Source organism: Weizmannia sp. FSL W8-0401 (assembly GCF_038009125.1).
Lineage (GTDB): Bacteria > Bacillota > Bacilli > Bacillales > Bacillaceae_C > Weizmannia > Weizmannia coagulans.
In genome coordinates this window covers 1,050,842-1,076,750 of sequence record NZ_JBBPAG010000001.1, presented here as the reverse complement: position 1 = coordinate 1,076,750, position 25,909 = coordinate 1,050,842, and the positions used below count along the sequence as shown (strand labels likewise).

At 45.1% G+C, this 25,909-nt stretch carries 22 protein-coding genes, 2 pseudogenes and 1 riboswitch; of the genes and pseudogenes, 11 read left to right on the top strand and 13 right to left on the bottom strand.

What is annotated here, in order from left to right; genetic code table 11:
- Positions 1 to 102 precede the first annotated feature (102 nt).
- On the bottom strand, positions 103 to 264 hold the full coding sequence (locus NSU00_RS05005; protein ID WP_013858884.1) for a hypothetical protein: 162 nt from the start codon (positions 262 to 264) through the stop codon (positions 103 to 105).
- 216 nt (positions 265 to 480) lie between these two features.
- On the opposite strand from NSU00_RS05005, the gene NSU00_RS05000 reads away from it, so the two are divergent.
- A complete protein-coding gene (locus tag NSU00_RS05000; RefSeq protein ID WP_017552476.1) occupies positions 481 to 681 on the top strand; it encodes an alpha/beta-type small acid-soluble spore protein in 201 nt (66 codons plus the stop codon).
- Positions 682 to 725: 44 nt separating this feature from the next.
- On the opposite strand, the gene NSU00_RS04995 is transcribed toward NSU00_RS05000, so the two are convergent.
- From NSU00_RS04995 to NSU00_RS04980, 4 genes are all read right to left on the bottom strand, one after another.
- Positions 726 to 1,529, bottom strand: coding sequence for a TerC family protein (locus NSU00_RS04995; RefSeq protein ID WP_340703505.1), 804 nt, complete (start codon positions 1,527 to 1,529; stop codon positions 726 to 728).
- Between the two features lie 107 nt (positions 1,530 to 1,636).
- Positions 1,637 to 1,806: riboswitch (yybP-ykoY riboswitch) on the bottom strand.
- Between the two features lie 46 nt (positions 1,807 to 1,852).
- Positions 1,853 to 2,323 (bottom strand): hypothetical protein, encoded by a 471-nt coding sequence (locus NSU00_RS04990; RefSeq protein ID WP_019721888.1) that lies wholly within the window; start codon positions 2,321 to 2,323, stop codon positions 1,853 to 1,855.
- 119 nt (positions 2,324 to 2,442) lie between these two features.
- On the bottom strand, positions 2,443 to 4,011 hold the full coding sequence (locus NSU00_RS04985; RefSeq protein ID WP_328197944.1) for a peptide chain release factor 3: 1,569 nt from the start codon (positions 4,009 to 4,011) through the stop codon (positions 2,443 to 2,445).
- 218 nt (positions 4,012 to 4,229) lie between these two features.
- The gene (locus tag NSU00_RS04980; protein ID WP_104851350.1) at positions 4,230 to 5,306 is read right to left on the bottom strand and encodes an ATP-binding protein; all 1,077 of its coding nucleotides are present in this window, start codon (positions 5,304 to 5,306) and stop codon (positions 4,230 to 4,232) included.
- A gap of 253 nt (positions 5,307 to 5,559) precedes the next feature.
- Here NSU00_RS04980 and NSU00_RS04975 point away from each other — a divergent pair, with 253 nt between their 5' ends.
- The 3 genes from NSU00_RS04975 to NSU00_RS04965 all read left to right on the top strand — a co-directional run bounded on the left by NSU00_RS04975 (position 5,560) and on the right by NSU00_RS04965 (position 8,374).
- Positions 5,560 to 6,546: a Gfo/Idh/MocA family protein gene (locus tag NSU00_RS04975; protein ID WP_340703504.1), complete on the top strand. Its 987-nt coding sequence runs from the start codon at positions 5,560 to 5,562 to the stop codon at positions 6,544 to 6,546.
- A 318-nt stretch (positions 6,547 to 6,864) separates the two neighbouring features.
- Entirely contained in the window at positions 6,865 to 7,311 is a 447-nt protein-coding gene (locus NSU00_RS04970; protein WP_019721883.1) for a Dps family protein, read from the top strand.
- 310 nt (positions 7,312 to 7,621) lie between these two features.
- The gene (locus NSU00_RS04965) at positions 7,622 to 8,374 is read left to right on the top strand and encodes a sulfite exporter TauE/SafE family protein (protein WP_017552468.1); all 753 of its coding nucleotides are present in this window, start codon (positions 7,622 to 7,624) and stop codon (positions 8,372 to 8,374) included.
- Between the two features lie 296 nt (positions 8,375 to 8,670).
- On the opposite strand, the gene hmpA is transcribed toward NSU00_RS04965, so the two are convergent.
- Positions 8,671 to 9,882, bottom strand: a complete 1,212-nt coding sequence (gene hmpA / locus NSU00_RS04960) for an NO-inducible flavohemoprotein (protein WP_328197942.1) — start codon at positions 9,880 to 9,882, stop codon at positions 8,671 to 8,673.
- Between the two features lie 175 nt (positions 9,883 to 10,057).
- Between hmpA and NSU00_RS04955 the strand changes: the two genes are divergently transcribed.
- Positions 10,058 to 10,492 (top strand): Rrf2 family transcriptional regulator, encoded by a 435-nt coding sequence (locus NSU00_RS04955; protein WP_019721881.1) that lies wholly within the window; start codon positions 10,058 to 10,060, stop codon positions 10,490 to 10,492.
- Between the two features lie 217 nt (positions 10,493 to 10,709).
- A complete protein-coding gene (locus NSU00_RS04950; RefSeq protein WP_061574895.1) occupies positions 10,710 to 11,471 on the top strand; it encodes a 2-keto-4-pentenoate hydratase in 762 nt (253 codons plus the stop codon).
- Between the two features lie 520 nt (positions 11,472 to 11,991).
- Here the strand turns inward: NSU00_RS04950 and NSU00_RS04945 are convergent.
- A complete protein-coding gene (locus NSU00_RS04945; RefSeq protein WP_340702468.1) occupies positions 11,992 to 13,395 on the bottom strand; it encodes an MFS transporter in 1,404 nt (467 codons plus the stop codon).
- 150 nt (positions 13,396 to 13,545) lie between these two features.
- On the opposite strand from NSU00_RS04945, the gene NSU00_RS04940 reads away from it, so the two are divergent.
- Positions 13,546 to 13,749: a hypothetical protein gene (locus tag NSU00_RS04940; protein ID WP_061575443.1), complete on the top strand. Its 204-nt coding sequence runs from the start codon at positions 13,546 to 13,548 to the stop codon at positions 13,747 to 13,749.
- 310 nt (positions 13,750 to 14,059) lie between these two features.
- On the opposite strand, the gene NSU00_RS04935 is transcribed toward NSU00_RS04940, so the two are convergent.
- The 4 genes and pseudogenes from NSU00_RS04935 to NSU00_RS04920 all read right to left on the bottom strand — a co-directional run bounded on the left by NSU00_RS04935 (position 14,060) and on the right by NSU00_RS04920 (position 17,093).
- Positions 14,060 to 14,905, bottom strand: coding sequence for an NAD(P)-dependent oxidoreductase (locus NSU00_RS04935; RefSeq protein ID WP_340702467.1), 846 nt, complete (start codon positions 14,903 to 14,905; stop codon positions 14,060 to 14,062).
- Positions 14,902 to 15,048: a hypothetical protein gene (locus tag NSU00_RS04930; RefSeq protein WP_340702466.1), complete on the bottom strand. Its 147-nt coding sequence runs from the start codon at positions 15,046 to 15,048 to the stop codon at positions 14,902 to 14,904. The genes NSU00_RS04935 and NSU00_RS04930 overlap by 4 nt, the downstream gene beginning before the upstream one ends.
- Before the next feature lie 173 nt (positions 15,049 to 15,221).
- A pseudogene (locus NSU00_RS04925) lies at positions 15,222 to 15,506 on the bottom strand (transposase); the annotation flags it as partial.
- 27 nt (positions 15,507 to 15,533) lie between these two features.
- Positions 15,534 to 17,093: pseudogene (locus tag NSU00_RS04920) on the bottom strand (IS5 family transposase).
- A gap of 491 nt (positions 17,094 to 17,584) precedes the next feature.
- Between NSU00_RS04920 and NSU00_RS04915 the strand changes: the two are divergent.
- The 4 genes from NSU00_RS04915 to NSU00_RS04900 all read left to right on the top strand — a co-directional run bounded on the left by NSU00_RS04915 (position 17,585) and on the right by NSU00_RS04900 (position 20,337).
- Positions 17,585 to 17,791 (top strand): DUF1657 domain-containing protein, encoded by a 207-nt coding sequence (locus NSU00_RS04915; protein WP_035180367.1) that lies wholly within the window; start codon positions 17,585 to 17,587, stop codon positions 17,789 to 17,791.
- A 238-nt stretch (positions 17,792 to 18,029) separates the two neighbouring features.
- Positions 18,030 to 19,043, top strand: coding sequence for a stage V sporulation protein AD (gene spoVAD, locus NSU00_RS04910; RefSeq protein ID WP_042512570.1), 1,014 nt, complete (start codon positions 18,030 to 18,032; stop codon positions 19,041 to 19,043).
- A gap of 193 nt (positions 19,044 to 19,236) precedes the next feature.
- Complete coding sequence (locus tag NSU00_RS04905; RefSeq protein WP_340703503.1) at positions 19,237 to 19,443, top strand: DUF1657 domain-containing protein; 207 nt, start codon at positions 19,237 to 19,239, stop codon at positions 19,441 to 19,443.
- A gap of 33 nt (positions 19,444 to 19,476) precedes the next feature.
- Entirely contained in the window at positions 19,477 to 20,337 is an 861-nt protein-coding gene (locus NSU00_RS04900) for a DUF421 domain-containing protein (RefSeq protein WP_003353237.1), read from the top strand.
- Between the two features lie 283 nt (positions 20,338 to 20,620).
- On the opposite strand, the gene NSU00_RS04895 is transcribed toward NSU00_RS04900, so the two are convergent.
- Positions 20,621 to 21,783 (bottom strand): IS3 family transposase gene (locus NSU00_RS04895; RefSeq protein WP_371862244.1). Its coding sequence is split into 2 segments (ribosomal slippage): positions 20,621 to 21,540 and positions 21,540 to 21,783, totalling 1,164 coding nucleotides; the frame shifts between segments, so codons are not numbered across the junction.
- 25 nt (positions 21,784 to 21,808) lie between these two features.
- On the bottom strand, positions 21,809 to 25,906 hold the full coding sequence (gene essC / locus NSU00_RS04890; protein ID WP_340703502.1) for a type VII secretion protein EssC: 4,098 nt from the start codon (positions 25,904 to 25,906) through the stop codon (positions 21,809 to 21,811).
- Between the last annotated feature and the right edge of the window lie 3 nt (positions 25,907 to 25,909).

Sequence of the window (25,909 nt, the reverse complement as noted above, 5' to 3'; positions counted from 1 at the left end):
TTTTGCCGGTTCCTCTTTGAGCCATGATTTCATATATCTTCCCGGCATTGATGTCCCCGAATTCCAGCCCCGCTTCTTCCCGGACATTTTGTTTTCTGCGGTTCATGAACGCCCTTTCCTGCCTTTTTTTGAATTGCGGTTTGCCCCTTTCACCGCTTCTTCCCCGCGGGCAAATTCTGCGGAGAATTCTGTTTCGGCCAGATTTTCTTTCGGGGTTTTGTTATGTTTTGCGGCTGCATCAAATTCAGCTTTTCGTTTGGCCATGCCGTCCCCTCCATTATTTCAGGTTGCCTGCTTCATTAGCATGCCCGCGCATCAACGCTTTATGGCCGCAATATCTGTCAAATCCGGCTCCGGGTGCATGCAAATACAACTGTTTCCAAACATAATTATTTTCTGGAGGATGATACTATTCATAAAGGCTGATGCCGCAATACGGGCGGCAGAAAGAGGAGCCAATTTAAAAAAAGGAGAATGATGATGGCGAGAAACAGCAATAAATTGTTGGTACCGGGCATTGAGGCATACATGGACCAAGTAAAGTATGAAATTGCCCAGGAATTTGGCGTGCAGCTCGGATCGGATACCGTATCACGGGCAAACGGATCGGTAGGCGGAGAAATGACAAAACGACTCGTGCGAGAGGCCCAATCCCGCCTTTCCGGGCAAAACCCGGAATAAAAGAAAAACCGGCAAAGCGGGACTCGCCTGCTTTGCCGGTTTCTTTACATCTGTTGCTGCTTTTTACCCGATTTCCCGCCGGAATGCGCCTCCTTGTTGCTATTTTTTTTGCGGACGGAGAAAAAATAGCCGCCCGCTGCGATCGCAAGCATAACTGCCCAGAAGATCAGTTTCCACAAAGCGGACTCCGGGAAATGTTCATCAATCAGCCCGACGCCCGGATGCGAAAGCGTAAAAACGAGCAATTTTACCCCGACCCAGCCGACAATCAGAAAAGCGGCATCTTCAAGGCCCGGATATTTTTCCAGCAGGCGGACAAACCGGTTGGCAGCAAAACGGATCAGCACGAGCCCAATCACCCCGCCTAAAAACATCACGATGAACTGCCCGCCGTTAATGCCCCCGATTTGAAACGAACCGGCCGGGCGCAGCGTCACAGCCATGGCCACAGCTGCAAGCATGGAATCAATTGCAAACGCAATGTCGGCGAGTTCCACTTTAAAAACCGTCATCCAGAAAGAAACCGGCTTCGATGCGGCTTCTGCAAGTTTCGGGCCGTTTTCCTGGCGCTTTTTTACAAAATGGTGGATCATAATAAAAAACAAGTAAGCGGAACCGACAGCCTGAATTTGCCATATGTTTGCAAGAAACGAAATGAGAAACAGGGCGGTGAACCGGAATACAAACGCGCCCAGAAGCCCGTAAAAGAGCGCTTTTTTCTGCTGGGCGTGCGGCAGGTGCTTGACCATTACCGCCATCACGACTGCATTATCTGCAGCTAAAATCCCTTCCAGTCCGACCAATACGCATAACACCCATGCATATTCAAGCAGCATTGTAAAATCCATTCCACATAGTCCTCCTTTGCCGGCACCCGGGACCATTGCCCTTACAGATCAAAAAGCGGCATTCCGGCCCAGGCGCGTCCGGCGTGATAAGTAAAGTGCCACTTTTGACAATTTCCTGTAAAGACAAAAAGCAAGACCTTTACCTGTACAGGCAAAGGTCTTGCTGGACATCCGGACGGTGCCAACAAAGCCGATGACCGCCGAAACGGATCATGTAATGACGACTTTGTTTTAAGTGTGCCATGCACACTTAACGCTACTCCCCTTTGACAATTGTCAAAAGTATTATGTTATTTTGATTATATGGGATACATCCATTTCCGTCAACTGTTTTCATGCAATTTTCGCGTTAAAATTTTTCGGAGCAGCCCGCCGGCCAAAAGTCCGGGGATGGCACAAAACATCGGGAAAAACACGGGCCCGGGCATTTTTTCCCGGACGATAACCGCAGGGGAGAGCATTAATCCGATCGTCACAAAGTAAGCAGCAAACACAAAAGGCAGATAACTATACGGCTTAAGATTGCCGCAGGCCATTTTATACGCATCCCACATGGCAAAAAAGTATAGACAAGGATAAAACATCAGCCATCCGTAATCGATGATGTTTCCGGCTTCCATTGTTTTTCCGAGAAAACTGAGCATGATCGCTTCGTTAAAACGGCTGTTCACATTAATCAGAAACTCCATAAAAATAAACGCGATGCCCTTCACATAACGGCCCGCCAAAAGCTGGGCAAAACCCGGCAAGGCAATGTTCCAAACAATCGCCTCAAGCGGTGCTAATTTTTTCATGCGCATGCCCCTTTAAAACTGAAGTTGGCAAGTCGCCATATTCTCCCGTTTTCATGTGTTCTTATCATGCCCCGGATAAAAGCAAAAAACACTGTACGGCAAAGCCGCACAGTGTTTTTTTATTCCATCGGATTATACAGTTTAATGCCGGGATGCTTGTCCGTGAACCAGCGCAATGCAAAATCATTTTCAAACAAAAACAACGGTTTCCCGAAACGGTCTTTTACAAGCAGGCTGCGCGAACTGGACAGGGATTCGTCCACCGTATCCCCCTCAATCCAGCGCGGAATTTTGGAACCGATCGATTCCATCACGACATCGGAGTTATACTCATTTTTCATGCGGTGTTCAAACACTTCAAACTGCAGCTGCCCGACCGCCCCTAAAATATAGTCTTCCGTATGCCATGTGCGGTAAAGCTGGATCGCGCCTTCCTGAACGAGCTGGTTGATCCCTTTATGGAAACTTTTTTGTTTCATGACGTTTTTCGCCGACACTTTTACAAACAGTTCCGGTGTAAATTGCGGCAGCTTTTCAAATTGGACCGGCTGCTTCCCGGAGTAGATCGTGTCGCCAATCTGGTATGTGCCGGTATCATACAGGCCGAGAATATCGCCGCTGACTGCTTCTTCAACAGTGCTCCTGTCATCCGCAAGAAACTGAGTTGACTGGGACAGTTTCATTTGTTTTCCGGTCCTCGCAAGCGTGACGGACATGCCGCGTTCAAATTTTCCCGAACATATGCGGATAAACGCAATCCGGTCGCGGTGGGCTGGATTCATATTCGCCTGGATTTTGAACACAAAACCCGAAAATTGTTCGCTTAACGGATCCACCACCCCTTCGTCCGTCTTTCTTCCTTGCGGGGGCGGCGCAAATTGAAGATACGTTTCCAGAAATGTCTGCACGCCGAAATTTGTCAGGGCACTGCCGAAAAAGACCGGCGTCAGCGTGCCGTTTGCAATCCGTTCCTCCGAAAATTCATTGCCCGCTTCATCGAGGAGCATGATTTCTTCCAGCGCCTGGCCATACAGCGCGTTTTCTTTGATCGGGGCATCCCCTTCCACTTCGCCCGCTTCATTCAACGCCAGAAACCGGTCTCCTTCTTCCACGCGGAACTGCTCGATGCGGCGGTGATAACGGTCATAAATGCCGAGAAATTCTTTTCCCATGCCAATCGGCCAGTTCATCGGATACGATTCAATGCCGAGGATTTCCTCCAGTTCAGCCAGCAGCTCAAGCGGCGGCCTCCCTTGGCGGTCCAGTTTATTGATAAATGTAAAAATCGGAATCCCCCGCATCCGGCACACTTTAAACAGTTTAATCGTCTGTGCCTCAATCCCTTTAGCAGCATCAATGATCATGACGGCGCTGTCGACGGCCATCAGTGTCCGGTATGTGTCTTCACTGAAATCCTGGTGGCCGGGCGTATCCAAAATATTGATCCTTTTTCCCGCATATTCAAACTGCATAACGGAAGAAGTAACGGAAATGCCCCGCTGCTTCTCGATTTCCATCCAGTCGGAAGTCGCAAATTTCCCGGTTTTTTTGCCTTTGACCGTCCCGGCGGCGCGGATGGCCCCGCCAAACAGAAGCAGCTTCTCCGTCAATGTTGTTTTCCCGGCATCCGGGTGGGAAATAATCGCAAAAGTCCTTCTTGATAACACTTCATCTTTAAATCCTGCCATATGTCAGTTCCTTTCAATCATGTAGAGTAGGCTTGTTTTTGCATCGTTTTTTTTTACATCGGCCCTCACCTTCCTAATAAACAGTGCACAAATCATCCGGCCATTGGAGACTGTACATAAGCATACAACAGTTTTTCCCTATTCTCAATAGAAGAAATCTGCCGGAAAGGCCGGGTTCTTCTTGGCTTCACAGATTGCCGGATGCTTTGAGACGCGCATCAAAAACTGCCAGATGCCTCCTGTTCCCCGTCCGGCCCCGCCCAGGGCAGAACCACGGTGAAAACAGTGCCTTCCCCGGGTTTGCTCTCTATGGAAATGTCCCCGTTATGCTCTCTTACAATCTGGTAACAAACCATTAAACCAAGCCCGTTGCCGCGCTCTTTTGTCGTATAAAAAGGCTGGCCGATTTTTTCCAATTTTTCCGGCGGGATCCCGATTCCCTCATCCCGGATCGCAACGGCTGCACGTTCCCCGGCCACTGAAAGTTCAACGGTCAGCGTTCCCCCCTCTTCCATTGCCTCCAGGCCATTTTTGATTAAATTCACAAATACCTGCTTCATTTTCGAATCATCACAGCAAATAAAAATAGGCTGCGACGGAAAAACCGTTTCAATTTGGATGTTTTTTCCGTACGATTGCGTCTCCATTAAAACAAGCACTTCATCAAGCAATGTTTGCAGGCAGCAAACTTTCATATCCGATGCTTTCGGCCTGCCGAGAAAAAGCAGCTCGCTTGAAATCATTTCAATCCGTTCAATTTCATTTTGCATAATATCAAGATAATGTCCTGTATCAATTACGCCGGCCTGCATCAGCTGCAAAAATCCTTTAATCGCGGTGAGCGGATTCCGGATTTCATGCGCAATGCCCGCGGCAAGCTGCCCGACCATGGACAACTGTTCAGATGATACAAGATAATCGTATAATTCCTTGACAACCGTCATGTCTTTCGTCAGCAAATGGATATGGGGCTTTTCGCCATATTTTAGATCTTTAAAGACCGCATAAGTGGACTCCACCCATTTGTAATCACCGTTTTTCGATTTCATCCTGTACATGAAAAGGCCCATTTCTTCTTCCTCTCCATTTAGAATGCCTGCCCATTTGTTGCGGTCATCGTGGTGCATCAAAGCAGAAAAAGGCCTTCCCACCCAATCGCCGGCATCAAAACCCGTTACAGTCTGCATATCAGAGGAAATGCTTTTTAAAATACCATCCATTCCGACAACAGCAGAAAAAAGATGAAAGCGGAGCGGGAGATCCATAAATTCATAATGTATTTTTCCGACACCCATATTTTTGCACCTGCCTATCTTTCTATCAATCCGTTTTTCAAGCTTTTTTGAAATGAACTTTCATGCTCAATATATGTCTGAAGAAGACCGGGCATTCCTGTGATTATGTATATATATTTCAACTATATATCTTTTTCAACAAAAATATCCATTTATTTATAAAATTTTATGTCGAATCCTCACTGTTTATCAACCGTTTCGACATGTGATACAATGAACATATCAAGATAAAATGAGAAAAGGAAGCGATGCTATGCGTTTTGCAACTGTTGGAACAAGCTGGATTACCTCTGCTTTTATTGAAGCAGCAAAATTATCCGGAAAATTAACCCTTGAAGCCGTTTACTCGCGCAGAAAAGAAAGCGCTGAACAAATGGCGGCAAAACATGGCGCACCGAATGTGTTTACGGATCTTGAAGAAATGGCAAAAGACGGGAACATTGATGCTGTTTATATCGCGTCGCCAAATGCGCTCCATTTTGAAAACGCGCTTGTTTTTCTGAAAAACAAAAAACATGTTATTTGCGAAAAACCGATTTTTTCAAATACGGAAGAATTTAAGGAAGCTTTTCGTGTTGCCGATCTAAATGGTGTATTTTTATTTGAGGCCATCCGGAATATCCATTATCCGAATACCGCCCTTTTAAAAGAAAAATTAAAAGATCTTGGCCAGATCAGAAGCGGAATTTTCCAATATGTGCAATACTCTTCCCGCTACGACAAATTTCTTGCCGGCGAAGAGCCGAACGTGTTCTCGCGGAACTTCTCCGGCGGGGCATTAATGGATCTTGGCGTCTACCCGCTTTCGCTTGCGGTCTGGTTATTTGGCACACCGAAAGACAGCCGGTACTTCCCAGTCCTTTTGCGGAACGGCATTGATGGGGCAGGCACCCTTGTCCTCGAATACGAAGGGTTTAACATTACCGTTATCTGCTCGAAAATTTCCCATTCTTATATTCCGAGCGAAATCCACGGCGAAAAAGGCAGCATTATCATTGAAGGCATCTCAGAATTGGAAAAGATGAAATTTGCCGATGTGCGGACAAAGAAGCCGGTCCTCTTCTCGCGGGAGCAGGAAGCGCAAAATATGATGTATGAAATCAATGATTTCGCCGATATCATCGCGCAAAATGACAGGAAAACGTATGAAACCTTGCGCCAGTCCAGTTATGAAGTCCTTTCGGTTATCGAAAAATCGCGGAAGCAAAACGGGATTATCTTTAAAACCGACAGAAACTAAAACCGGGCCGAAAAAAAGATTCCGGATCGTACCGTGAGCTTAAGCGCAAAAACCGGGCAACAGGCCGCGCGAAATTTGAAAACAGACGGCATGGGCAAGAAGCGAATCTCCTTGTCCCTGCCTTTGCGTTTTTAAAACCGGAGAAAACTGGAACGGCCGGGAGAATGCCGCCTGGTGCTATCGTTATTAAACCAGATAAAGCCGGGAAAGTTACCACCATTCGCAACATGTTTATAATTATTATTATTTAATATTGACTTTTAAATGATATAAATTATAATAAAAGTATAGCAAGACCAAAACTGGGGAGGAATGAAAATGTATATTGAAACAGCGTTAAACGAGCAAGTTGCAAACTGGAGCGTCCTGTATACAAAACTGCACCACTACCACTGGTATGTAAAAGGCCCGCTGTTTTTCACGCTGCACGTAAAATTTGAAGAACTGTACAACGAAGCTGCTACGGTGGTCGATGATTTTGCAGAACGCATCCTTGCGATCGGCGGAAAGCCGGCTGCTTCTTTCAAAGAATTCCTTGAACTTGCAACCATTGAAGAAGCAAAATCCGGCTTAACCGCTGAACAAATGGTGGAATCTCTTGTAAAAGACTACAAACAGATCGCCGTCGAACTGAAAAAATTGATCGCACTTGCCGAAGACAATCAGGATTATGGCACGGCTGACATGGCGACAACGCTCGTGGAAAACGTTGAAAAAAACATCTGGATGCTGAGCGCGCTGCTCGCTGTACCGGTTACGCAATAAACCCCTAAAACGGCCCTGTTCTTCAAGAATGGAGCCGTTTTTTTTCATGCTGCAAAATGGGCGCCGCTTTTTCGATCTGGCCTTTAGAATGCTGATAACCGCCTTTTCATTGTTCTGATTTAATACATCAAGTCCCGGCACCCATTGCATGATGGCGGCTTTACAGGCAAAAGAGTGATCATATTTTATGGCTCACCGCACATCCCGCGGACGCAAACGCTGGATCGCGCCCTCTTAAAAACCGGCAGCGTGACAAGGCCTGCAGTTCCGGATAAAATGGAAGCAGTACAGCGCGAAAGAAGGCTTTTCCATGCATGTTTCCATTTTGATTACAATGTTTTTAACCGGACTTATTTTAGGATTTATCGGCGCAGGCGGTGCGGGCTTTATCATTTCCCTGCTGACAATTTTATTCGGCGTTTCGATCCATACCGCGCTTGCGACTGCTTTAACAGCCATGATCTTTTCTTCATTTTCCGGGGCGGTAAGCCATTACCGAGAAGGCAATGTCTCCATTAAAGCAGGCATTACAACCGGCATCATAGGCGCTGCCGGAGCCTGGGCCGGATCCCATGTCTCCGCGCATATTGCAAGCGGCGAACTAAAATGGCTCACCGCCGGCATGCTCATGTTCTCAGCCTTTCTGCTTTGGCTCAGAATGTTTTTGCTGCAAAAGCAATCCATCCAGGCAAAAAGCATTCCGTCCGGGCCCCGTTTTGTGGCCCGCTCGCTTTTGATCGGCATCGTAACCGGGGCGCTCTCAGGGATGTTCGGGATCGGCTCGACGCCATTTATCCAGCTTGGCTTAATGATCCTTCTCGGCTTATCTGTCCGCCAGGCTGCCGGCACAACCATGATGGTCATTATCCCGATTGCAATAGGCGGCGGACTCGCCAGCTTCCAGCAAGGGACACTGGATCTCGGGCTGCTCGTGGAAGTCGTCATCGGCACAATGTCCGGCGCATACATCGGCGCCAAATTTACAAACCGCGCCCCCGTCCCGCTGCTCAAGTCTTCGATGATTGCCGTTCCAATTGTCGCAAGCTTGCTGCTGATTTTTTGAAAAAGGGGCTCCCAAAAACCGTTAAACGATTGATGGGATCCCCTTCATTTTGAAAGGATGATCCAGTTTGGTGTTTATGATGGTGAAATTCAGCCACTATTCCCGCAAGCGTTTCATGAATTTCAACGATCATCAGCGCACGAGCCAAAATGGGACAGCCCCTTTTTCCCGCTTTAAAAACGCGAGGATTTATCCTCTCTTGAAAATCCGCTGTCCCGTCCAAAAAGTTGCTGGTTCTGGCCGAAAACGATGTCCCGGCATGAAAAAATGAGCCTTTCACTCTTCCCCCCGCTCGTTTAAACGGCTGCAGCCGGAGCCAGTTCGATTGCCGGCCCAAAAAATTCATAGCGGATATTTTCTTTGGCCACGCCAAGCTCAGTTAAAATTTGCACCGTATTTTTCAAAAATGGGACCGGACCGCAAATATAACAAACCGTTTGCGCAGTTACCACCTTTTCCAAAAATGCTTTGGAAAGATGGCCTGTGAAATCGCAGCCGCTGTTTTCATAAAGGGGATGCCCGTACCCGAAATAATAATGCCCGTTTTCAAGCTTTTCAATATGGTGTTTTGCTTCCGCTTTAAAAGCATGGAAATCTTCATTGCGGGCAGCATGAATAAAATGGATTTCGCGTTTAGAGCCGGCATCCGCTAAAGCTTCCAGCATGCTCATCAGCGGCGTCAGGCCGACCCCGCCGCTGATCAGGGCAACCGGTGCTGGTTCATCGGCAAGTGTGAAGACGCCGGCCGGTACGCTGATCTCAAGCTCATTCCCCACTTTGACTTGATCATGTAAATACGTTGACACCTTTCCATTCGGTTCATGATCTGCTTCCCGTTTCACCGAAATCCGGAAGTACTCATGTCCCGGCCCGCATGAAAGGCTGTACTGGCGGTTAAACAAGTATGTCTCACCCGGAATTTTTACTCTCAGCGTAAGATACTGCCCCGGAAGATAGGACGGCACCGGGCCCCCGTCCGCCGGTTTTAAATAAAAGGACGTAATGGCATTGCTTTCTTTTACTTTTTTTACAACTGTGAACGGTTTAAAGCCTTCCCATCCTCCTCTTTTGGTTTCCGCTTCCCGGTACATTTTTTTCTCTACTTGAATGAAAACGTCGGCAATGGCCCCATATGCTTCAGCCCATGCCTGCAAAACCTCTTCCGTGGCCGCATCTCCTAATACAGCTTTAATGGCTTTCAGTAGAAATTCCCCGACAATTGGATATTGCTCCGGTTGAATGCCCAGGCTCCGGTGTTTGTGCGCAATTTGTTCCACAACCGGCAAGATCGTTTCCAAATGGTCAATATAAGAAGCAGCCGCTAATACAGCATTGGCAAGTGCTGTTTGCTGCCTTCCCTGTGACTGATTCGTTTGATTAAAAATATTCAGCAGCTCGGGGTGTGCGGCAAACATCGTTTTATAGAAGTATGTAGTAATGTCCGTCCCCTGTGTTTTTAATACGGGCACAGTTGATTTTACGATCTCAATGGTTTTCTGCGATAACATGATTTTCACTCTCCAAATAGTAGTATTTAAAATATATCTTTAAGATAGTGCTTCTTCGTTTTTAAAGCAATATTTTAAATATATCTTTAATAATGTTGTCACATTTTCCGGAAAGGAAAAAAATGAACGCCATTTTCGGCGGGAACAGGTATAATGGGGTTGGCAGGTGATATCAATGCGTTTAACCCATTACTCTGATTATGCTTTGCGCGAATTAATCTATCTCGCTTCATTGGAGGAAGGAAAATTAGCCAGCATCAAAGAAATCGCGGATGCCTACAACATTTCAAAAAATCATTTAATGAAAATCACATACGAGTTAAGCCAGCTCGGGCTGGTGAAAACAGTACGCGGAAGGGGAGGCGGCATATGCCTGAACAAACATCCCCGCGAAATTAATGTTGGAAAACTGATCCGCATAACAGAAGATGATTTTAAACTAGTGGAATGTATGGAAGATGGAGCCTCTGCCTGTATCATCTCCCCTGTTTGCGGATTAAAGCATGTTTTAAACGAAGCCCTCAACGCTTATCTCCGGGTGCTCGACAAATATACACTGGAAGATTTAGTAAAAGACCCCCTGTCCTACCGGCAGCTGCTTGCACACTAACAACCAGGGCCGCACTTTTGAAATGCCCGGCCCTGGTTAAACCGGAATTTTTAACGTTTCCTTCCCCACTATGCTTAAGTCCCCCCTCTCCCTCTTTATTTCTCTCTTATTCCGAAAAATGCCCATTCCAAAAAAATTTTGTCTATCGCTCCCAAAAAGTGTTAAAATGATAGATAAATTATATAAATATAAAAATTTTGGTGAAGGTGGTTTGGCGATGTTAAAGGAAGCTTTTTTAAATACTTTGTATGATGCTTACAAAAATGGAAAAGCGCTGAACAAGGATATTTTTCCGTCAGGCATCGATTTAGATGAGGCTTACCGGATGCAGCATGCTTTTACTGCAGCAAAAAAAGAAAACCATGAAACGTTAAAAGGTTATAAGATCAGCATGACAAGCCCTGAAACACAGGCATTATTCGATGCACGCGAACCATTGTACGGCGAGTTGACAGATCAACAAGTGGCAAACCATATATCCCTGAGCAAAGATACGCTTCATCCATTGATCGAATTGGAATTGGTTTTTCTTGTAAAGGAGCGACTTACGGCAGACGCGTCTGAAGCAGAAATCATCCAAAAGACACAAGTTGCGCCGGGATTGGAAATTCCTGATTCCCGATTCAAGGACTGGTTCCCTAAAATGCCAAAAGAACAAGTTTGCGCAGACGGGGCTGTCGGCGGAAAAGTGGCTTTTGGGGAAGCCAAAGATTATACATATCGCGATATTGATGATATCCATGGCCAATTGCTCCTTAACGGTAAAGTGCTCGATGAAGGCAAATCTTCAGCTGTCATGGGGCATCCGCTTCATGCCGTAAAATGGCTGCTGAAAAAACTGGGCGAACACCAGGCAGCGCTTGAACCGGGCATGTTTGTCTCATCCGGCACATTTGTCCTGCCGAAGCCGCTGGAAGCCGGAACATACAGCGGAAAATTTGAAGGAATTGGCACGGTGAAGTTGGCGGTCACAGAATAGGAATGAAGCACCCGCACAGATAATGAACGGCAAAAAACATCTCCGGCAATGCCAACAGGAGATGTTTTACAGGCACGTGTTTAAAATTAACCGCGTTTGCAGATTTCCCCCGCCACTTAAAATGGATGGCTTTCAAAATCGGCCGGGGTTCCCAGTCCATGCCGCACAGACAGGCAAAATGGGTTTTCAAAAAGAGAAAGGGATCATATAACCGGCCAGTTGATCCATGGTTTTACAAAATTATATTCCTTCCGGACGGTACAATGGGCAGTGCATCCATATTAACGGCAGCATGGCAATGTCATCCTGATTGTAAAAAAACTGCAGAAAATCTTTTCTGCAGTTTTTTAACGCTTCCAGCCAAATATTAAGGGCCTTGGCCAACAGAAAAAGCGCCAAATTTTTTGGCGCTTTTTCTGTTTAAAGGCTGAGCCGGGACCCGGAAAAAGCCGGCATGCCCTGCCATCTCCGGCAAATAAAGTAATGCAAATTCCCTACAGCCGTTTAATTGTACAGGTGCTTATTTTCTTCTTGTTTTTTCCATCAGCCACCACAATGAATGCCTTGGATTTTCTACAGCTTCTTTATACTCCGTCTTCGTCGCCACCGTTGGGTACGAACCCTTTAGAGATTTTCCGGAAGTACTGCGGAATAAGAATAGTATGACGAAAAAGCCGATAAAGCTAAAGATTGTCAGATAGAAAGCAGGCGCCAAGGCATTGCCGGTTTGGTGGACCAGCCATGTTGAGATGAGCGGGGTAGTGCCGCCAAATAATGATACAGAAACATTAAACGTCACAGCCAGTGTTCTGTACCGAATATCCGTGTAGAACATTGTTGGCAAAGTACCAGGCATCGTACCTTCATAAGTTGAAAGCAGGATACCCAAAATGAGAATGCCGAAAAAGATGAATATAATTGACTTCATATTGATGAAGTAAAATGCAAGGACAGATAATAATGTTAACCCGCCCAAGCCCATGATTAAAACCGTCTTGTTTCCAATTTTGTCGCTGAGCTTCCCAAACAATAAGGCAAGCGGGACCATAATCACCATAATCAGCGTAATCAATACCGTCCCTGCTGTACCGGATAAACCAATAACCTCATCTAAATACGATGGCATGTAGGATAATAACATATAGTTTGTAACATTAAAGAATGCGACAGATACGAAACATACCAGAATGTCCTTTTTATGGTTTTTTAAAATCGAAAGGAAGCTTTCCTCCTGGATACCTTCCTCGGAAAGTTCATTTTCAAAAATGGGTGTTTCCTCTAAATGGGCTCTCAAGTAAAACCCAACCAGCCCTAAAGGCAAGCCAAGCAAAAATGGAATTCGCCAGCCCCATGTGACCATCTGCTGGTCAGTTAGCGTGATGAAGAGCGCACTGGCAAGGAGTGAAGCTAATATATAGCCGGCAAGCGTACCGATTTCCAGTCCGCTTCCAAGCACATTACGCTTATTGTCCGGGGAAGATTCTGCAATATAGACCATGGCGCCGGCATATTCGCCGCCAGTTGAAAAGCCCTGAATAATTCTGGCTACTAATAAGAACACCGGGGCCCATATTCCAATTTGATCATACGTAGGTAATAAACCGATTAGGAGTGTGGAAAAGGCCATCAAAATAATCGTGATGGTTAAAACGACTTTTCTTCCATATTTATCTCCGATTCTGCCGAATATAATCCCGCCTAAAGGGCGCATTAAAAAGGCAATCGCAAATGTGGCAAATGTAAAGATTAATTTCAGCTCGTCATTCTCCACGGCACTAAAAAAGTTCTGGCTGATAATGACCGCTAAATAAGAATACAAGCCAAAATCAAACCATTCCATCGCGTTTCCTACTCCCGTAGCAAACACACTTTTTTTCGTTTGTCGAATATTAACGATGTTAATTTTTTTCTTGTTAAATACCATTTTTCAAATCTACTCCTTATATGATAGTTTTCGGCATCTGTCTTCCCTTCTATAAAGATTCGTTTTTTTGATACTTGCATTGATAAAAGATTTTTTCATCTTCCGGCATTTGTTTTGGTTTTCTTTTTCAAAAACCCGCAGACGAATGCAATGGGAATCATCATTGAAATTCAAAAACCACTCGTCGATACTTCGGCATTTCTGCTAATATTTCCAGAAAAACCACCGAATAGATGGCAGGCATATGAAGTGCAAGAAATTGATAAACAACTCGAAGATAGCGGGCAAGTGTGCAGTAAGCAAAGTGAAAAAGGGCTTAAGATGGACTGTGGCGGACGGGAAACGGAGGCTTAAGGCGCCTCTAAAGATTTTTACAGGCAACTGGTTTCCCCACCTATCTTCTTTATACCTTAAATAGTGAAAGTGGGTTATAATGCCGTTAAAGACGGGACACATCACGGATGAGTAACCGGACAGCGCTCAACAGCTTTTTTGAACGATTTATTAATTAGTTTACCATAATCGAAAAATTAACGCAAAAAATCAGCTTACCCCCATTATTTCAACGGATCAGGCCAACAACAATGCTGTAAAATGGTCATTCAATATGTGCTTAAATACTTCTATTTTTGTCTCACAATTATAAAAAAGCTGCTTATGTTCTTCATACTTTTATCTCCCACCTGCTCTTCCCCGTCTCCATAAAGGATACAAGCGATGTAAGCGCCATCTCCACCATATCGCTAACCGCCTGATCGGTGTAAAACGCAGTGTGCGGTGTGACGATCACATTGGGAAAAGATCTCAGAACGGCCAGCTGACGGTGGTCCAAAATATCCGTGCGGCGGTCATAATGAAAAATTCCTTCCTCATCCTCCAGCACATCAATCCCGGCAGCGCCGGCTTTCCCCGCCTCAATCCCGGCGATGAGCGCATACGTATCCACTTCAGCACCATGGGAACAATTGATGATGCATACGCCGTCCTTTATTTTTGCAATACGATCCTGGTTAATCATATGGTATGTACTTTCAAACAAGGGGGTGTGGATGGTAATCACATCGCTTTCCTCCAGCAGTTCATCCAACGATACATATTTCAGGATGCCGCGCAATTCATCCCTTTCAACAGTATCGTGTGCAATGAGGTTGCAGCCAAAACCGGACAAATTTTTTGCAACAATGCTGCCGATTCTGCCGGCGCCAATAATCCCGATCGTTAAGTTGCGCATTTCCCTGCCCTGAATCCCTTCCACAGAAAAATCCTGTGCCTCGACACGGCTTAAGATCTGGTTTGCTTTCCGCACACACATCAAAATCAGCATCGTTGCAAAATCGGCCACGCAATAAGGCGAATACGCCACATTCGAAAAACGGATGCCATATGCTTTTGCGGCTTCCTGATCGATATGATTATATCCTGCAGTCCTCAGGCCGATATACTTCACGCCGACATCCCTTAAAGCCTTGAAAGTCCCGGAGCCGACCGGATAATTCCCAAGGATCGTCACGCTTCAGCGCCTTTTGCTTCCATTGCCGTTTCAGGGGTTAACACATCATCAATATACTTGATGTCCAAATCAAATTTTCTCGCGAATTTTTGAAATAAGGGGAACTCATCCGCCCTCATCTCATAGACAACAACTTTCCTCATATATAAAATAAACCCAAATTACGAAAGTGCAGCGATTTGATAGCTAAAATCCACACACGTGGAAGTAAATGTAAAATATGGAATCAAATCTATAATTTCAGGTGGTTGAAGGTATATTTTCCCCTCCCCCCCCTTTGCGGGCTTTTTAATTTCCAGTATTCAGTTCCTGTCTCTCAATCAATCATGCGCACACTTTGAATCATTTTCCGGAATGCCCATTTGTGGGCATATGTCTCACAAATGTTCAATGAGACCCTCCGGCTGTGAGACGTCAGCACGCCGGCCGAATAAATAAACTCTCTTCGAAACCGCCTGATGGTATAGGACTTGAACGCAGCCGGGCAATGGTCCTTTTTAAAGATCTCGAATAAATTGTACGCCAGTAATTTAATCAGAAGATCCATATGATTTGCCCCGAAAGAATCTGTTGGAATCTTGTCCATCGAAAAACCATATTTAGGGCTTGCTGAACGAATCAAATTTGGTCAGATACAAGCCAAATTCCGATTATCAAAATATAAAATAGTGTTATGTAAAAATTTCAAAAAAAGAACCCTGAGCTTGCGCTCCAGATTCAGTATGAGGAATTGAAGGGCTACTACTGTTTCGCTGGTCTCCTGAAGGCGTGCTCGAATAAGGCCCAGCCCATACTTGCGCTTGCCTTCGCCAAATTTGCCTTCAACGGCATTACGTTCAGAGGCATCCTGCCTTGCGACGCGTTCCAAGGTTTTGTCTTCCGTTCTGGATGGGCGTCCTAACCTTGGCCCACTCAGACGAATGCCAAGAGATTTGCAGTATGCCAGATTATTACGGTTTCGGTAAATTTTATCTGCCAAGATCGCTTCCGGATAAAATCCGAACCGGTTGTAGTAGTTTTCAACAGATTCCTTGAGAGTGGTCCCTTCATTGTAATTTTCCCAGTCGAGGTGCTCAATCAAGGCATAACCATCTACGACACTGATGGCGACTTTTGAACCGAACTCCACGTTCGCTTTTGCCTTGCCGCGCACAATTGGACGGACATGTGGCTGGGAAATGCTTACAATCCGGTGGTCAACCCGGTGTGTTTTCTTTTTGTACATTTCTGCCTGTTGGCGGTAAAGTTCATGAATCACGAGAAGTTGCCTGTATTCATCTTTGCTTAAAAGAGACAGAGAGCTTTGGGAAACAAGATTTTTAATGATCTCCAGATCTCGTTTCACATATCCGAGCTGTTTGCCTACAGCTTTCCGGATTTTCCGGGCGCCAGCTTTACGTTGCTTAGCGACAGAAAGATAGTCCTTGCGGGCTCTTTTTCTGTAGGTCCGTGGCTTACGTAATTTCCCTTTGTGTGGTTCATGCAGGACATCAATGATATGTTCCAATTTCTCACGGGCTTCGTTCAACAACCCGAGGTCTGTAGGGTAAGCAATATCAGCCGGTGCACAGGTTGCGTCCAAAATGAGCTTTCCTCTGTTCTTCGTTTTGGGAGAAGCCGATTCAGTTGAATGCTTTTCTGAATCGGAACCGGGAGGCTGAAGATCGCCACGATCATGATCATGATCATGATCATTACGATCTTCATTATCATGATCGTCATCGTCGTGATCCTGATCATCATTGTTGTCGTTTTCCTTAGATGCTTCTTCCAATTGGCGTTTTTGTTCTTCCAGAACGATCCATTCATTCAGTTCGTTGATGATATTTGCGCCCAAACGTTTTCTAAAACGAGTCATCAGAGAATGGTCGAATGGGGCTTTTTCCTGGAATTCAGGCAAGCCGATAAAATACTGAAGATACGGGTTTTCTGTGATCTGTTCGACTGTTTCCCGGTCAGACAGCCCAAGCCGTTCTTTGATATAAAGAGCCCCAAGAGCGATTCTGACAGAATAAGCCTTTTCGCCTTTGAATTTCTTCTTGAAGGACTTGGCATACTTTTCTTCGGCCATCCACCAAGGAATCATTTCAGCAAGACGGACCCAGCGATTTTCTTTATTTCATTTCCCACCGAATGGTAGAAAAAAATCATCTACAAAAGTTAATTGATGTTCGGTCTTTTTGTACATCGTAACAGCCTCCAAGTGCAAGGTTTTTTACGTGTTTCCTTTGAAATCCTTACACTTTATATTCGACAAAAGTAGCCAAAATCCTTGTCAAATCTGGAATTTTTGCTTATTCAGCAAGCCCGAATTAAATATCTCCACAGCTTTTCGCTCTTTCCTTATCTTCTTTCTTTGGCTTTCTCATTTTTTGTACCAAAAGAAATAGCTTGTGTTTGGCTGTTCAAAGACTATCCTATTCCTACATACAAATGATAGGCGAATTTTATCTGCATTGTCAGGATGCTGCCTTCAAATTAGATTCTTTGCCTGTTTTCGTTTTTTCGAACCCATTGCGATGCCTTTCAGGGAGTTTAAACGGGTTGAACTAAGTTATATAGGATATGAAAGGAATTTAATCCACAAGTATCTTTATATATGGATAAAATTGGAAAGCATAAAAAAAGATCTTTTTTATCATTCTAAAAGTGTAACTTAAATTGAAGGAGGAATCACCCATGACTATCATCAGTCAAGTGAAACAAACTCTAGCCGGATTAAAAAGTGCACAAGCGAGCTTCGAAACCTTTGCACTAGGAACCGATAATCAACAAGCTAAACAACTTTATCAAGTTGCTGCCAAACAAACACAGCAACTAGTTGACAGCCTTTCTGCTCGTGTTCAACAAATTGAACAAGAAGAACCTCAATACAAACAACAATAATGTACAAATTAGATAAAAAGGTTGGTTGGATCAACCAACCTTTTTTACACCTTTAAACGAAACGTAATGAGTACATGTATCTAAACGGCAAAACAACAATTGATATAGTTTAGGATATACCGAATATCTGAATCAGATAAAAAGACCAGTACTGAAAAACTGTAATGAAGCTTGCCTTATCGGGCAGGCTATTCCAATGTTTATGATCATGATTCTTAATAAAGCGAGGTGGTTTTTGATGTTGACGGGGCATCGTACTTGGGTTTTCGATCAAAAGCCCGCCATTATTTCTACTGGTACAGTTGGTGGACCTTTTGAAGCGAACGGAATGCTGGCGTTAGATTTTGATCTGCTCCATTCCGATTTATGGCTAGGTCAAGATTCTTATGAAAAAGCCCACAAGATCCTTTTAGAAGAAGCCTGTCAAAAAGCCATCGAAAAAGCCGGTCTTCAAAAAGAGCAAATTCAGTTTTTCCTGGGGGGAGACTTGATTAATCAGCTTACCCCTACCAGTTTTGCTATGCGCACGCTAGGAGTGCCTTTTCTCGGTTTGTTCGGAGCCTGTTCAACATCGATGGAGGGACTGGCTCTTGGTGCTTATATTGTTAATAACAAAGGAGCCGACTATTTGTTAACAGGTGCTTCTAGTCATAATGCAGCGGTTGAAAAGCAGTTCCGTTATCCAACGGAATACGGTGGACAAAAACCGCCCACTGCACAATGGACGGTAACGGGTGCTGGAGCTGCTTTGTTAAGCAGTGCTGGTGACGGTCCTAGGGTTACGTCTGCTACGATTGGTCGTGTTATTGATATGGGGATGACCGATCCGCTGAATATGGGAGGGGCAATGGCTCCGGCAGCTGTGGATACGATAGAAGCACATTTAAAAGAACGAAATGTTGACCCCTCTTACTATGATTTAATAGTGACAGGAGACCTTGGTCAAATTGGACATGATATTTCACTTGAACTATTTCATAAACACGGCACCCCTATTCGCGAAGAACAGTATCAAGATTGCGGGCTCATGATCTACCGGGAAGAACAGCCGGTCTTATCTGGAGCGAGTGGTGCAGGATGTTCCGCGACCGTCGTTTACGGCCATTTGTTAAACCGAATGAAAAAAGGGGAGTTAAAACGAATGCTAGTGGTCGCAACGGGTGCTTTGTTATCACCCTTATCCTTTCAGCAAAACGAAACCATTCCTTGTATCGCACATGCTGTGTCGATTGAATACGAAAACGGGCCATAAATGGCATTTTTCTTATCTGAAGAAGCTTTTTTATTATATTGACTTCTTTGGACAAAAAAGCTGTCAATAAACGGCTGCGACACCAAAATCTCAATTTTTGTATGGGAAATCATTTTTCGGTTTTTAGAAAATTTTCTCTGTTCATATGTAAATAGGAGATGCCTAAAACTAAAAGGTGTAAGGAGAGGATACGATGACCATTGCATCGGCAGTGAAACAATGTATGGCCAGCCTTAAAGGGGTAGAAGCTAGCCTGTCCAGTTTAGCATTGCGCACCCAAGATGACGAATCAAAACGTACATTACATGAAACGATGATGATCGTCCATGAAGTGGTGGAAGATATCAAAAACCGTGTTGGAGAGTTGGAACGAGAAGAAACTCAGTACAAAGGGTTTTAAGATCACCTATTCTTTTGATGGAGGTGTTGCGTTGTGCCCAATTGGTTAGATGTTGTGATACGGTCCATATTGTTTATGATTATTCTTTTTTTAATCACAAAATGGCTGGGGAAAAAACAAATATCTCAACTTTCTTTTTTTGAATATGTAAATGGTATCACCATCGGGAGTATAGGAGCAGAGGTTGTGACTGGACTTGAGCAAAAAATCTCATTGGGGATCATAGCGATCATCACTTGTGCGGCTATCCCTTTTTTGGCGGGCCTGTTATCGTTAAAGAGCAAAGGGTTCCGCGGCTTTATTGAAGGAAAAGGGTCGATTTTTATCAAAGATGGAAAAATCATGGAAGACAATTTAAAAAAGGAAAGATACTCGACAGATGAGTTGTTGGAATTGCTTAGAAAGAAAAACGTTTTTCAGGTGTCGGATGTGGAATTTGCCGTTTTAGAGCCAACGGGAGATTTATCTGTCTTATTGAAGAAAGAAAATCAACCTTTGACGGCAAAAGATTTGAATATGTCGGTTGCTACGGTGAAGGAGCCTCAGACGGTTATTATGGACGGAAAAATACTGGATGAGCCGCTCACCACGATTGGCCGAAGCAGGAGATGGCTAATCACGGAACTGGAAAAACTGGGAGTGACTATCGATAATGTTTTTCTTGGACAGGTCAATTCCTATGGCGAATTAACGGTCGATCTTTATGATGATAAGCTTAAAGTTCCATCTCCGCAAGAAAGACCATTGATTCTCGCCACTATGAAAAAATGCCAGGCCGATTTAGAGTCATTTGCCCTTGGAACCGAAAATAAAGAAGCTAAGGAACTATACAGGAAAAATAGCGAAAAATTGCAAAAAGCAATTGAGAAAGTATCCCCTATATTAAGAAATTAGAACGTGTGTGAATGCTAAACTAAAGTAGACCATTCCTGCTAGATAAAAATGAACACTTTTACTGAGTGGATTTAAGTCAATATTTTGGACACCAATAAGTGAAATTTAATTTTGATCTCATGCCATATTTTTCATGACATCGCTGGTCGCTTGACATGGAGCCTCTGCGGGCGTGGTGTTATGCGAAGGGCGAAAGGGGCAATGATTTCTTTCGCATGGCAAACAAGCCTACCACGCCCCGCCACTCCATGTAAAGCGGATGCTTGTAAAATTGTGAAGAGCACTACGCTGCCCCTTTGATACTGTCTTCTGTTTCTTGTGGCGTCATATAGCCCAAGCAGCTATGAATCCGTTTCCGATTGTACCAGCCTTCTATAAATTCGAATAAGGCTCTTCTGGCAGCTTGAAAGTTCAAATAGTTGACTCTGTAGATCTCTTCCTTTTTCAGAATTGCATGGAAAGACTCAATGCAGGCGTTATCGTATGGGCAACCTTTTTTACTGAAGGAGTGTTTGAACTGCTTCTTTTCCATGTATTCTGCAAATTTCTCGCTTGTATACTGGGATCCCAAATCAGAATGCAAGATCAATCCCGGACCTGGACGTTGTGCCTGATAAGCGTTTTCTACTGCCTTTAAAGCCAGTTCAGTCGTCATGTGGCGGTCAAAAGCGTAACCGACAATCTTTCTGGAATGTAAATCCATTACGGAAGCCAGGTAGCACCAACCGTCTCTCAAAGTATGAATGTACGTAATATCCGTAACCCATTTCTCGTTGATGGTTGTCGTTGAGAAGTCCTGGTTCAGCAGGTTATCGTGTTCTTCCATCTTGCCCTTATTGGAATGGGGACGGTACTTTTTTCTGATAATGGAATAAATGCCTGCAGCCTTCATCAAACGCTGAACCCGTTTCAGGCTGACTTTGAGCCCTTCTTTTTCAAGCATATGGCGGATCTTCGGCGCTCCGTACCTCTGCTTGCTTTCCGTATGGATTTTTCGTATTCTGTCTGTCAACTCCCGGTTTTCCCGTTTTGTTTTTGACTCTTTTTTTTGTTTGGATTGATAGTAGGTACTTCTCGGCACGCCAAGGACCGTACACATGGTTTTAAGGTCATAATGGTGTTTGGCTCTTATCTCGTCAATCATGGATATAACAGTGGTTTGATCTACTTCTTTGCGAATATGGCCATAGCTTTTTTTAAGATTTCGTTTTCCTCTTTCAGCCGGTGCAATTCTTTTTGCAGGTTCAGAAATTCTTCCGGGGTAAAAGAGCTCCCGTCATCCAGCTTAACCGGTTTTTGTTTTCTGATCCATTTGTAGATTGTCGTTTCAGACAGGCCATATTCGCTGCAGATCTGTTTTACTGGTGTTCCAGTTTGATAAAGCTCAACCACCATTTCCTTAAATTCAGCATGATAACTTTTACGTTTTTCGCTTGTGTTACCCATATCCGGACACATCCCTTCGTTAATATTATATTTCACTAAAGGGTGTCCATGAAACTATACTAGCATCAATGCTTTCCTGCTCCGAAATATAGGCATGGAGCTGTGAAGCTATCCGTGACAAAGATTGTTCACCCGAATCAATGACCATAATTTGCTTCTTATTTTTTATAAGTGACAAATTTTTCGTGACTGATTCTCTCAATCGGCTCAATTCATCCAGCCGGTCGCTCATCAAGAGAAAGGGACCGCTGGCATTCGTGTCAATCGCAATGGGTGTTACATTTTCAAACTCCAGCCCAATTGGAATCCATCCTTTTTCAGCATATTCCTTTGCAGCCGGATTTGCTGCAAACTGCGGAAATTCAAGCACTTCTGGCATCACCGGAATTGGGGCAGGCCGCTTTCCGCTCCAGAAACGGTCCATTTCCTTTGCTTCTTTTTGAATATTTTCTATGATCGCAAGGGTATCCGTTCCGCTCGCTGGCAATGCGGTTTGGAACAATATCGGATTATCCAACTTTACGATCCCTCTTCCCGGTATTTCCTCAATTTCAATATCTGTTTTCCCTACAATGGCACGGACATCTGTACGGTCTATTAAATACAACGGAATTTGTATTTTAATATTTGATAATACTTGCATTTGCATTGCGTTTTGCCGGCTGGCGCTAATAACAAGATGCAGGCCGATACTTGCTCCTTCCCTGGCAATTTGTGTAATCATTTTCTCAAAAGCATCCGAATCATCCGCTTCCCTGACAGCGTCATAATTATCTATGACAAAAAGCAGGTTAGGAACATGTTCTTTGCTTGCTTTCTCGTACATTTTCAGGTTTGCAACCCCGTACTGGCTAAGCCGCCTTTTCCGCTTTTTAATCTCCGATGAAGTAAGCCGGATCAGTTTTGAGATCTTTTCCGTTTCATCAATCATGATCGTATCAGCAACATGCGGAAGTTCCTTTAACGGGAGCAAGCCGTTTGTACCGAAATCAAGTAAATATATATGCAAGTTTCCCGGGTTGTTCACTCTGGCCAGATCCATTACCGCTGTTTGAAGGAAGGTCGATTTTCCATACCCCGGGCTTGAATAAATCAAAATGTGCCCATCTTTCGCCATATTGAGCTGCAGTACTCTTTGCTCTTGCATTGCAGGCAAATCCGCAAAACCAATTACCGGCTTAAGATCTGTTTTTTCATTTTTCCAAGCTTCCCTAAACTCCACCCCATGCAATTCCAGCAGATAGATCCGCTCTTCAAGCGGCGGCAGCCACGGTTTTGGTAGTTGGGCGATGCCGAGTTTTTTGGCGCGGGCATGGATCCAATCGACGACGGCCTCGAGTTCGGTCGGGACTTTGGTGATTTCTTTCTGGTTGGCAAGTCCGCTTAAGTCTGCAGAAATAGGTTCGTACTGGCCAAGGTCGTTGATCGCATAAATCGTGGTGTCCAACATGTCCTGGTCGTCCTGGTCCGGGACGTAGTTGGCGCCGCTCCATGCGCTTTGGAACAACTCATAGACTTCATTGTTGCCGACCTGCAAGTAGGCGCGTCCCGGCAAGGTGATCTCTGCAGCATCCGGCGTTTTTAAAATTTCCATGGAATCGCTTGTGTTTTGGACTTTGAGCGCCAGTTTGAATTTCGAGTTGGACCAGATTTGGTCGTCGACAACCCCGCTCGGTTTTTGTGTTGCCAAAATCAAATGGATGCCGAGCGACCGGCCGATGCGGGCAGTCGACACGAGTTCTTTCATAAAATCGGGCTGTTCCGATTTCAGTTCGGCAAATTCGTCCGAAATCAGAAACAAATGCGGCATCGGTTCTTTTGCTTCCCCCGATTTATACAGTTTTTGATACTGGTTAATATGGTTCACATTGTATTCCCCGAACAGGCGCTGGCGTTTCTCAAGTTCCGCTTTAATGGAAGCAAGCGCCCTCATTGACTGTGCACCGTCGAGGTTTGTGATCGTGCCGGCAAGATGCGGCAGTTTCCGGAATAAATTCTCCATCCCGCCGCCTTTATAGTCAATCAGCAGGAAGGCGACTTCATGTGGATGAAAGTTCACAGCAAGCGAGAGAATATAAGATTGAATGATTTCGGATTTCCCGGATCCCGTTGTGCCGGCGATCAGCCCGTGCGGCCCGTGCGCTTTTTCATGGAGGTTCAGCTGAACAATATCTTCCTTCCCGCGCAGCCCAAGCGGCACAGCCAGGCTTTTGTATGTTTCATTCCGGGCCCAGCGCGCTTCCATTTCAAGATCTTCCACTTTTTCCACGCCGTACATTTCAAGGAATGTGACGCTTTCCGGAATGGCGTTTTTCAGGTTTTGCAGGTGGTTTAATGGCGCAAGTGCCCGCGAAATATCTTCTTTATGAAAGCCTGCAGGGAAATGGTCGGGCTTAAACCGTTTGTTAACAAGTTCCCCGTTTTCAATCATGATATTGCCGTATTGTGCATCACGGATATCAATGACCGTTTTCACATGTTCCGGCAAAGACTGCAAAACATCTTCGACAAATACGAGCGAAACCCCGATTTCCGTCGGATCTTCATTTAAATATTCCATAATGATGTGATCCAGAACCAGCTTTTCATCAGTGATAAAAATGACAAAATGCGGTGAAAAATATATTTTTTCGTTTTTATTTCCTTTTTCTTCGATGCTTAGTTTTCTGTCTTTTAAAATCTGGTAAAGCGAATTGAGCACCTGGTCACGGGACCGTTCGTGATAGACAAAACCGCGCACGTTCATCTCGCGCAAACCGGCATGCGGCAGCCAGCGCATCCAGTCCCATTTTTCTTTTTCTTCTTCCGGAAAAATGGCGACAAACTGGACATCATGGTAGCTGTGAAACAAGGCTATTTGCGCCGCCAAGAGCTGCAGCTGTTCGAGGACAAGATGGCGCTGCCCGATGTAGCCGACAGGGCATTCAGCAAGCGTGGCGGTTACCGGCACATTTTCAAGCGTCAGATACTGCGACCAAATTTTACGGGCTTCTTCCACAAGCTCATCTTTCTCCTGGGTGAATTCTTCAAGATTAAATTCAATCGGAAAACTCGATTTGACATCTCCTGTGCCCACCCTGAACATCAGAAAATCATGGTGAAACATTGTTTTTTCATAAATCCGCGGGTCAACCCGGAGCGCCATATCGCGGATTTTCCCAATATCCGGGTAATGGTAGAACAAAGCATGGCGTTGCTCTTCCGCCGCTCTATGCAGTTCGTGCGATTTTTCTTTTAAATAGGCCCTGTAAGATTCGTCCCGCTCTTTAATATTTGCACGGTACTGCCGCAAATTTTTCAAATAAGAGGTGATGGCAAAAATCACCGTAACGACGGTCATCGACAGCATGATAATCAGGTAAAAGCCGTTGCGCTGAAAAATGGAAACGACGACAAATGCCGCGATCATGACAAGCGGCGGGACAATGACCCGTGCCAGTTGTTCGCTCGGTTTGGCCGGCTTTACAGGCGGTTTTGCAATTTTGCGTTTTTCCGCCGGCTCCCTGTAAATGATTCTTGGCGAGCGGTGGTAATCCGGATATTCATCCGGCAACCGGTTTTCGCTCCTGTACAAAGGAGCCAGGGCCGTGTGAAAAGTATCCGGCGGAGCGAGCATTTCCAGTTCATGTTCCCCGATATTGAGAATCATGCCTTCTATAAACAACTGGTCGCCCGGCTCGATTTCGGCGCCGTCGCCTGCAAGCGCAAAGTTATGGAACATTTGCCCCTTGTTCAACTGAAGCCGGAAGCTTGCGCCCTCACGCAACAGCACAAAATCCGCATCGATATGGAGCAGGCGGACATCATCCCCGCCGCCCGTTCCGAAAGTCACAGCCTGCTTTGCGGAAATCTCATATAAATTCCCGGCCTTTTCCACACCCAAGTACAACCGGACAGCCCCGTTTTTTGTCCTGATTTCCAACGGTTTGCCCGCTTCGAGCACTTCCCCGCCCAGCCGGCATGCGCGGCCGTCCCATTGGATCAGGAGCGGTTCCGCGAGCCCGTGAAAATGGATGTGTGCCTCCTGCAAATCCCCGATTTTGACCGTTTTCGGTTCCTTTTCTTTCAAATGGCATTTATGCAATTCGTTTCCGTATGCCGCATACAAAATCCGTTGTGCCATTTT

Excerpts from the sequence above, each read along its gene's own strand:
- NSU00_RS05005 (WP_013858884.1), bottom strand. The coding sequence starts at position 264 with ATGGCCAAACGAAAAGCTGAATTTGATGCAGCCGCAAAACATAACAAA.
- NSU00_RS05000 (WP_017552476.1), top strand. The coding sequence starts at position 481 with ATGGCGAGAAACAGCAATAAATTGTTGGTACCGGGCATTGAGGCATAC.
- NSU00_RS04995 (WP_340703505.1), bottom strand. The coding sequence starts at position 1,529 with ATGGATTTTACAATGCTGCTTGAATATGCATGGGTGTTATGCGTATTG.
- NSU00_RS04990 (WP_019721888.1), bottom strand. The coding sequence starts at position 2,323 with ATGAAAAAATTAGCACCGCTTGAGGCGATTGTTTGGAACATTGCCTTG.
- NSU00_RS04985 (WP_328197944.1), bottom strand. The coding sequence starts at position 4,011 with ATGGCAGGATTTAAAGATGAAGTGTTATCAAGAAGGACTTTTGCGATT.
- NSU00_RS04980 (WP_104851350.1), bottom strand. The coding sequence starts at position 5,306 with ATGGGTGTCGGAAAAATACATTATGAATTTATGGATCTCCCGCTCCGC.
- NSU00_RS04975 (WP_340703504.1), top strand. The coding sequence starts at position 5,560 with ATGCGTTTTGCAACTGTTGGAACAAGCTGGATTACCTCTGCTTTTATT.
- NSU00_RS04970 (WP_019721883.1), top strand. The coding sequence starts at position 6,865 with ATGTATATTGAAACAGCGTTAAACGAGCAAGTTGCAAACTGGAGCGTC.
- NSU00_RS04965 (WP_017552468.1), top strand. The coding sequence starts at position 7,622 with ATGCATGTTTCCATTTTGATTACAATGTTTTTAACCGGACTTATTTTA.
- hmpA (WP_328197942.1), bottom strand. The coding sequence starts at position 9,882 with ATGTTATCGCAGAAAACCATTGAGATCGTAAAATCAACTGTGCCCGTA.
- NSU00_RS04955 (WP_019721881.1), top strand. The coding sequence starts at position 10,058 with ATGCGTTTAACCCATTACTCTGATTATGCTTTGCGCGAATTAATCTAT.
- NSU00_RS04950 (WP_061574895.1), top strand. The coding sequence starts at position 10,710 with ATGTTAAAGGAAGCTTTTTTAAATACTTTGTATGATGCTTACAAAAAT.
- NSU00_RS04945 (WP_340702468.1), bottom strand. The coding sequence starts at position 13,395 with ATGGTATTTAACAAGAAAAAAATTAACATCGTTAATATTCGACAAACG.
- NSU00_RS04940 (WP_061575443.1), top strand. The coding sequence starts at position 13,546 with ATGGGAATCATCATTGAAATTCAAAAACCACTCGTCGATACTTCGGCA.
- NSU00_RS04930 (WP_340702466.1), bottom strand. The coding sequence starts at position 15,048 with ATGAGGAAAGTTGTTGTCTATGAGATGAGGGCGGATGAGTTCCCCTTA.
- NSU00_RS04915 (WP_035180367.1), top strand. The coding sequence starts at position 17,585 with ATGACTATCATCAGTCAAGTGAAACAAACTCTAGCCGGATTAAAAAGT.
- spoVAD (WP_042512570.1), top strand. The coding sequence starts at position 18,030 with ATGTTGACGGGGCATCGTACTTGGGTTTTCGATCAAAAGCCCGCCATT.
- NSU00_RS04905 (WP_340703503.1), top strand. The coding sequence starts at position 19,237 with ATGACCATTGCATCGGCAGTGAAACAATGTATGGCCAGCCTTAAAGGG.
- essC (WP_340703502.1), bottom strand. The coding sequence starts at position 25,906 with ATGGCACAACGGATTTTGTATGCGGCATACGGAAACGAATTGCATAAA.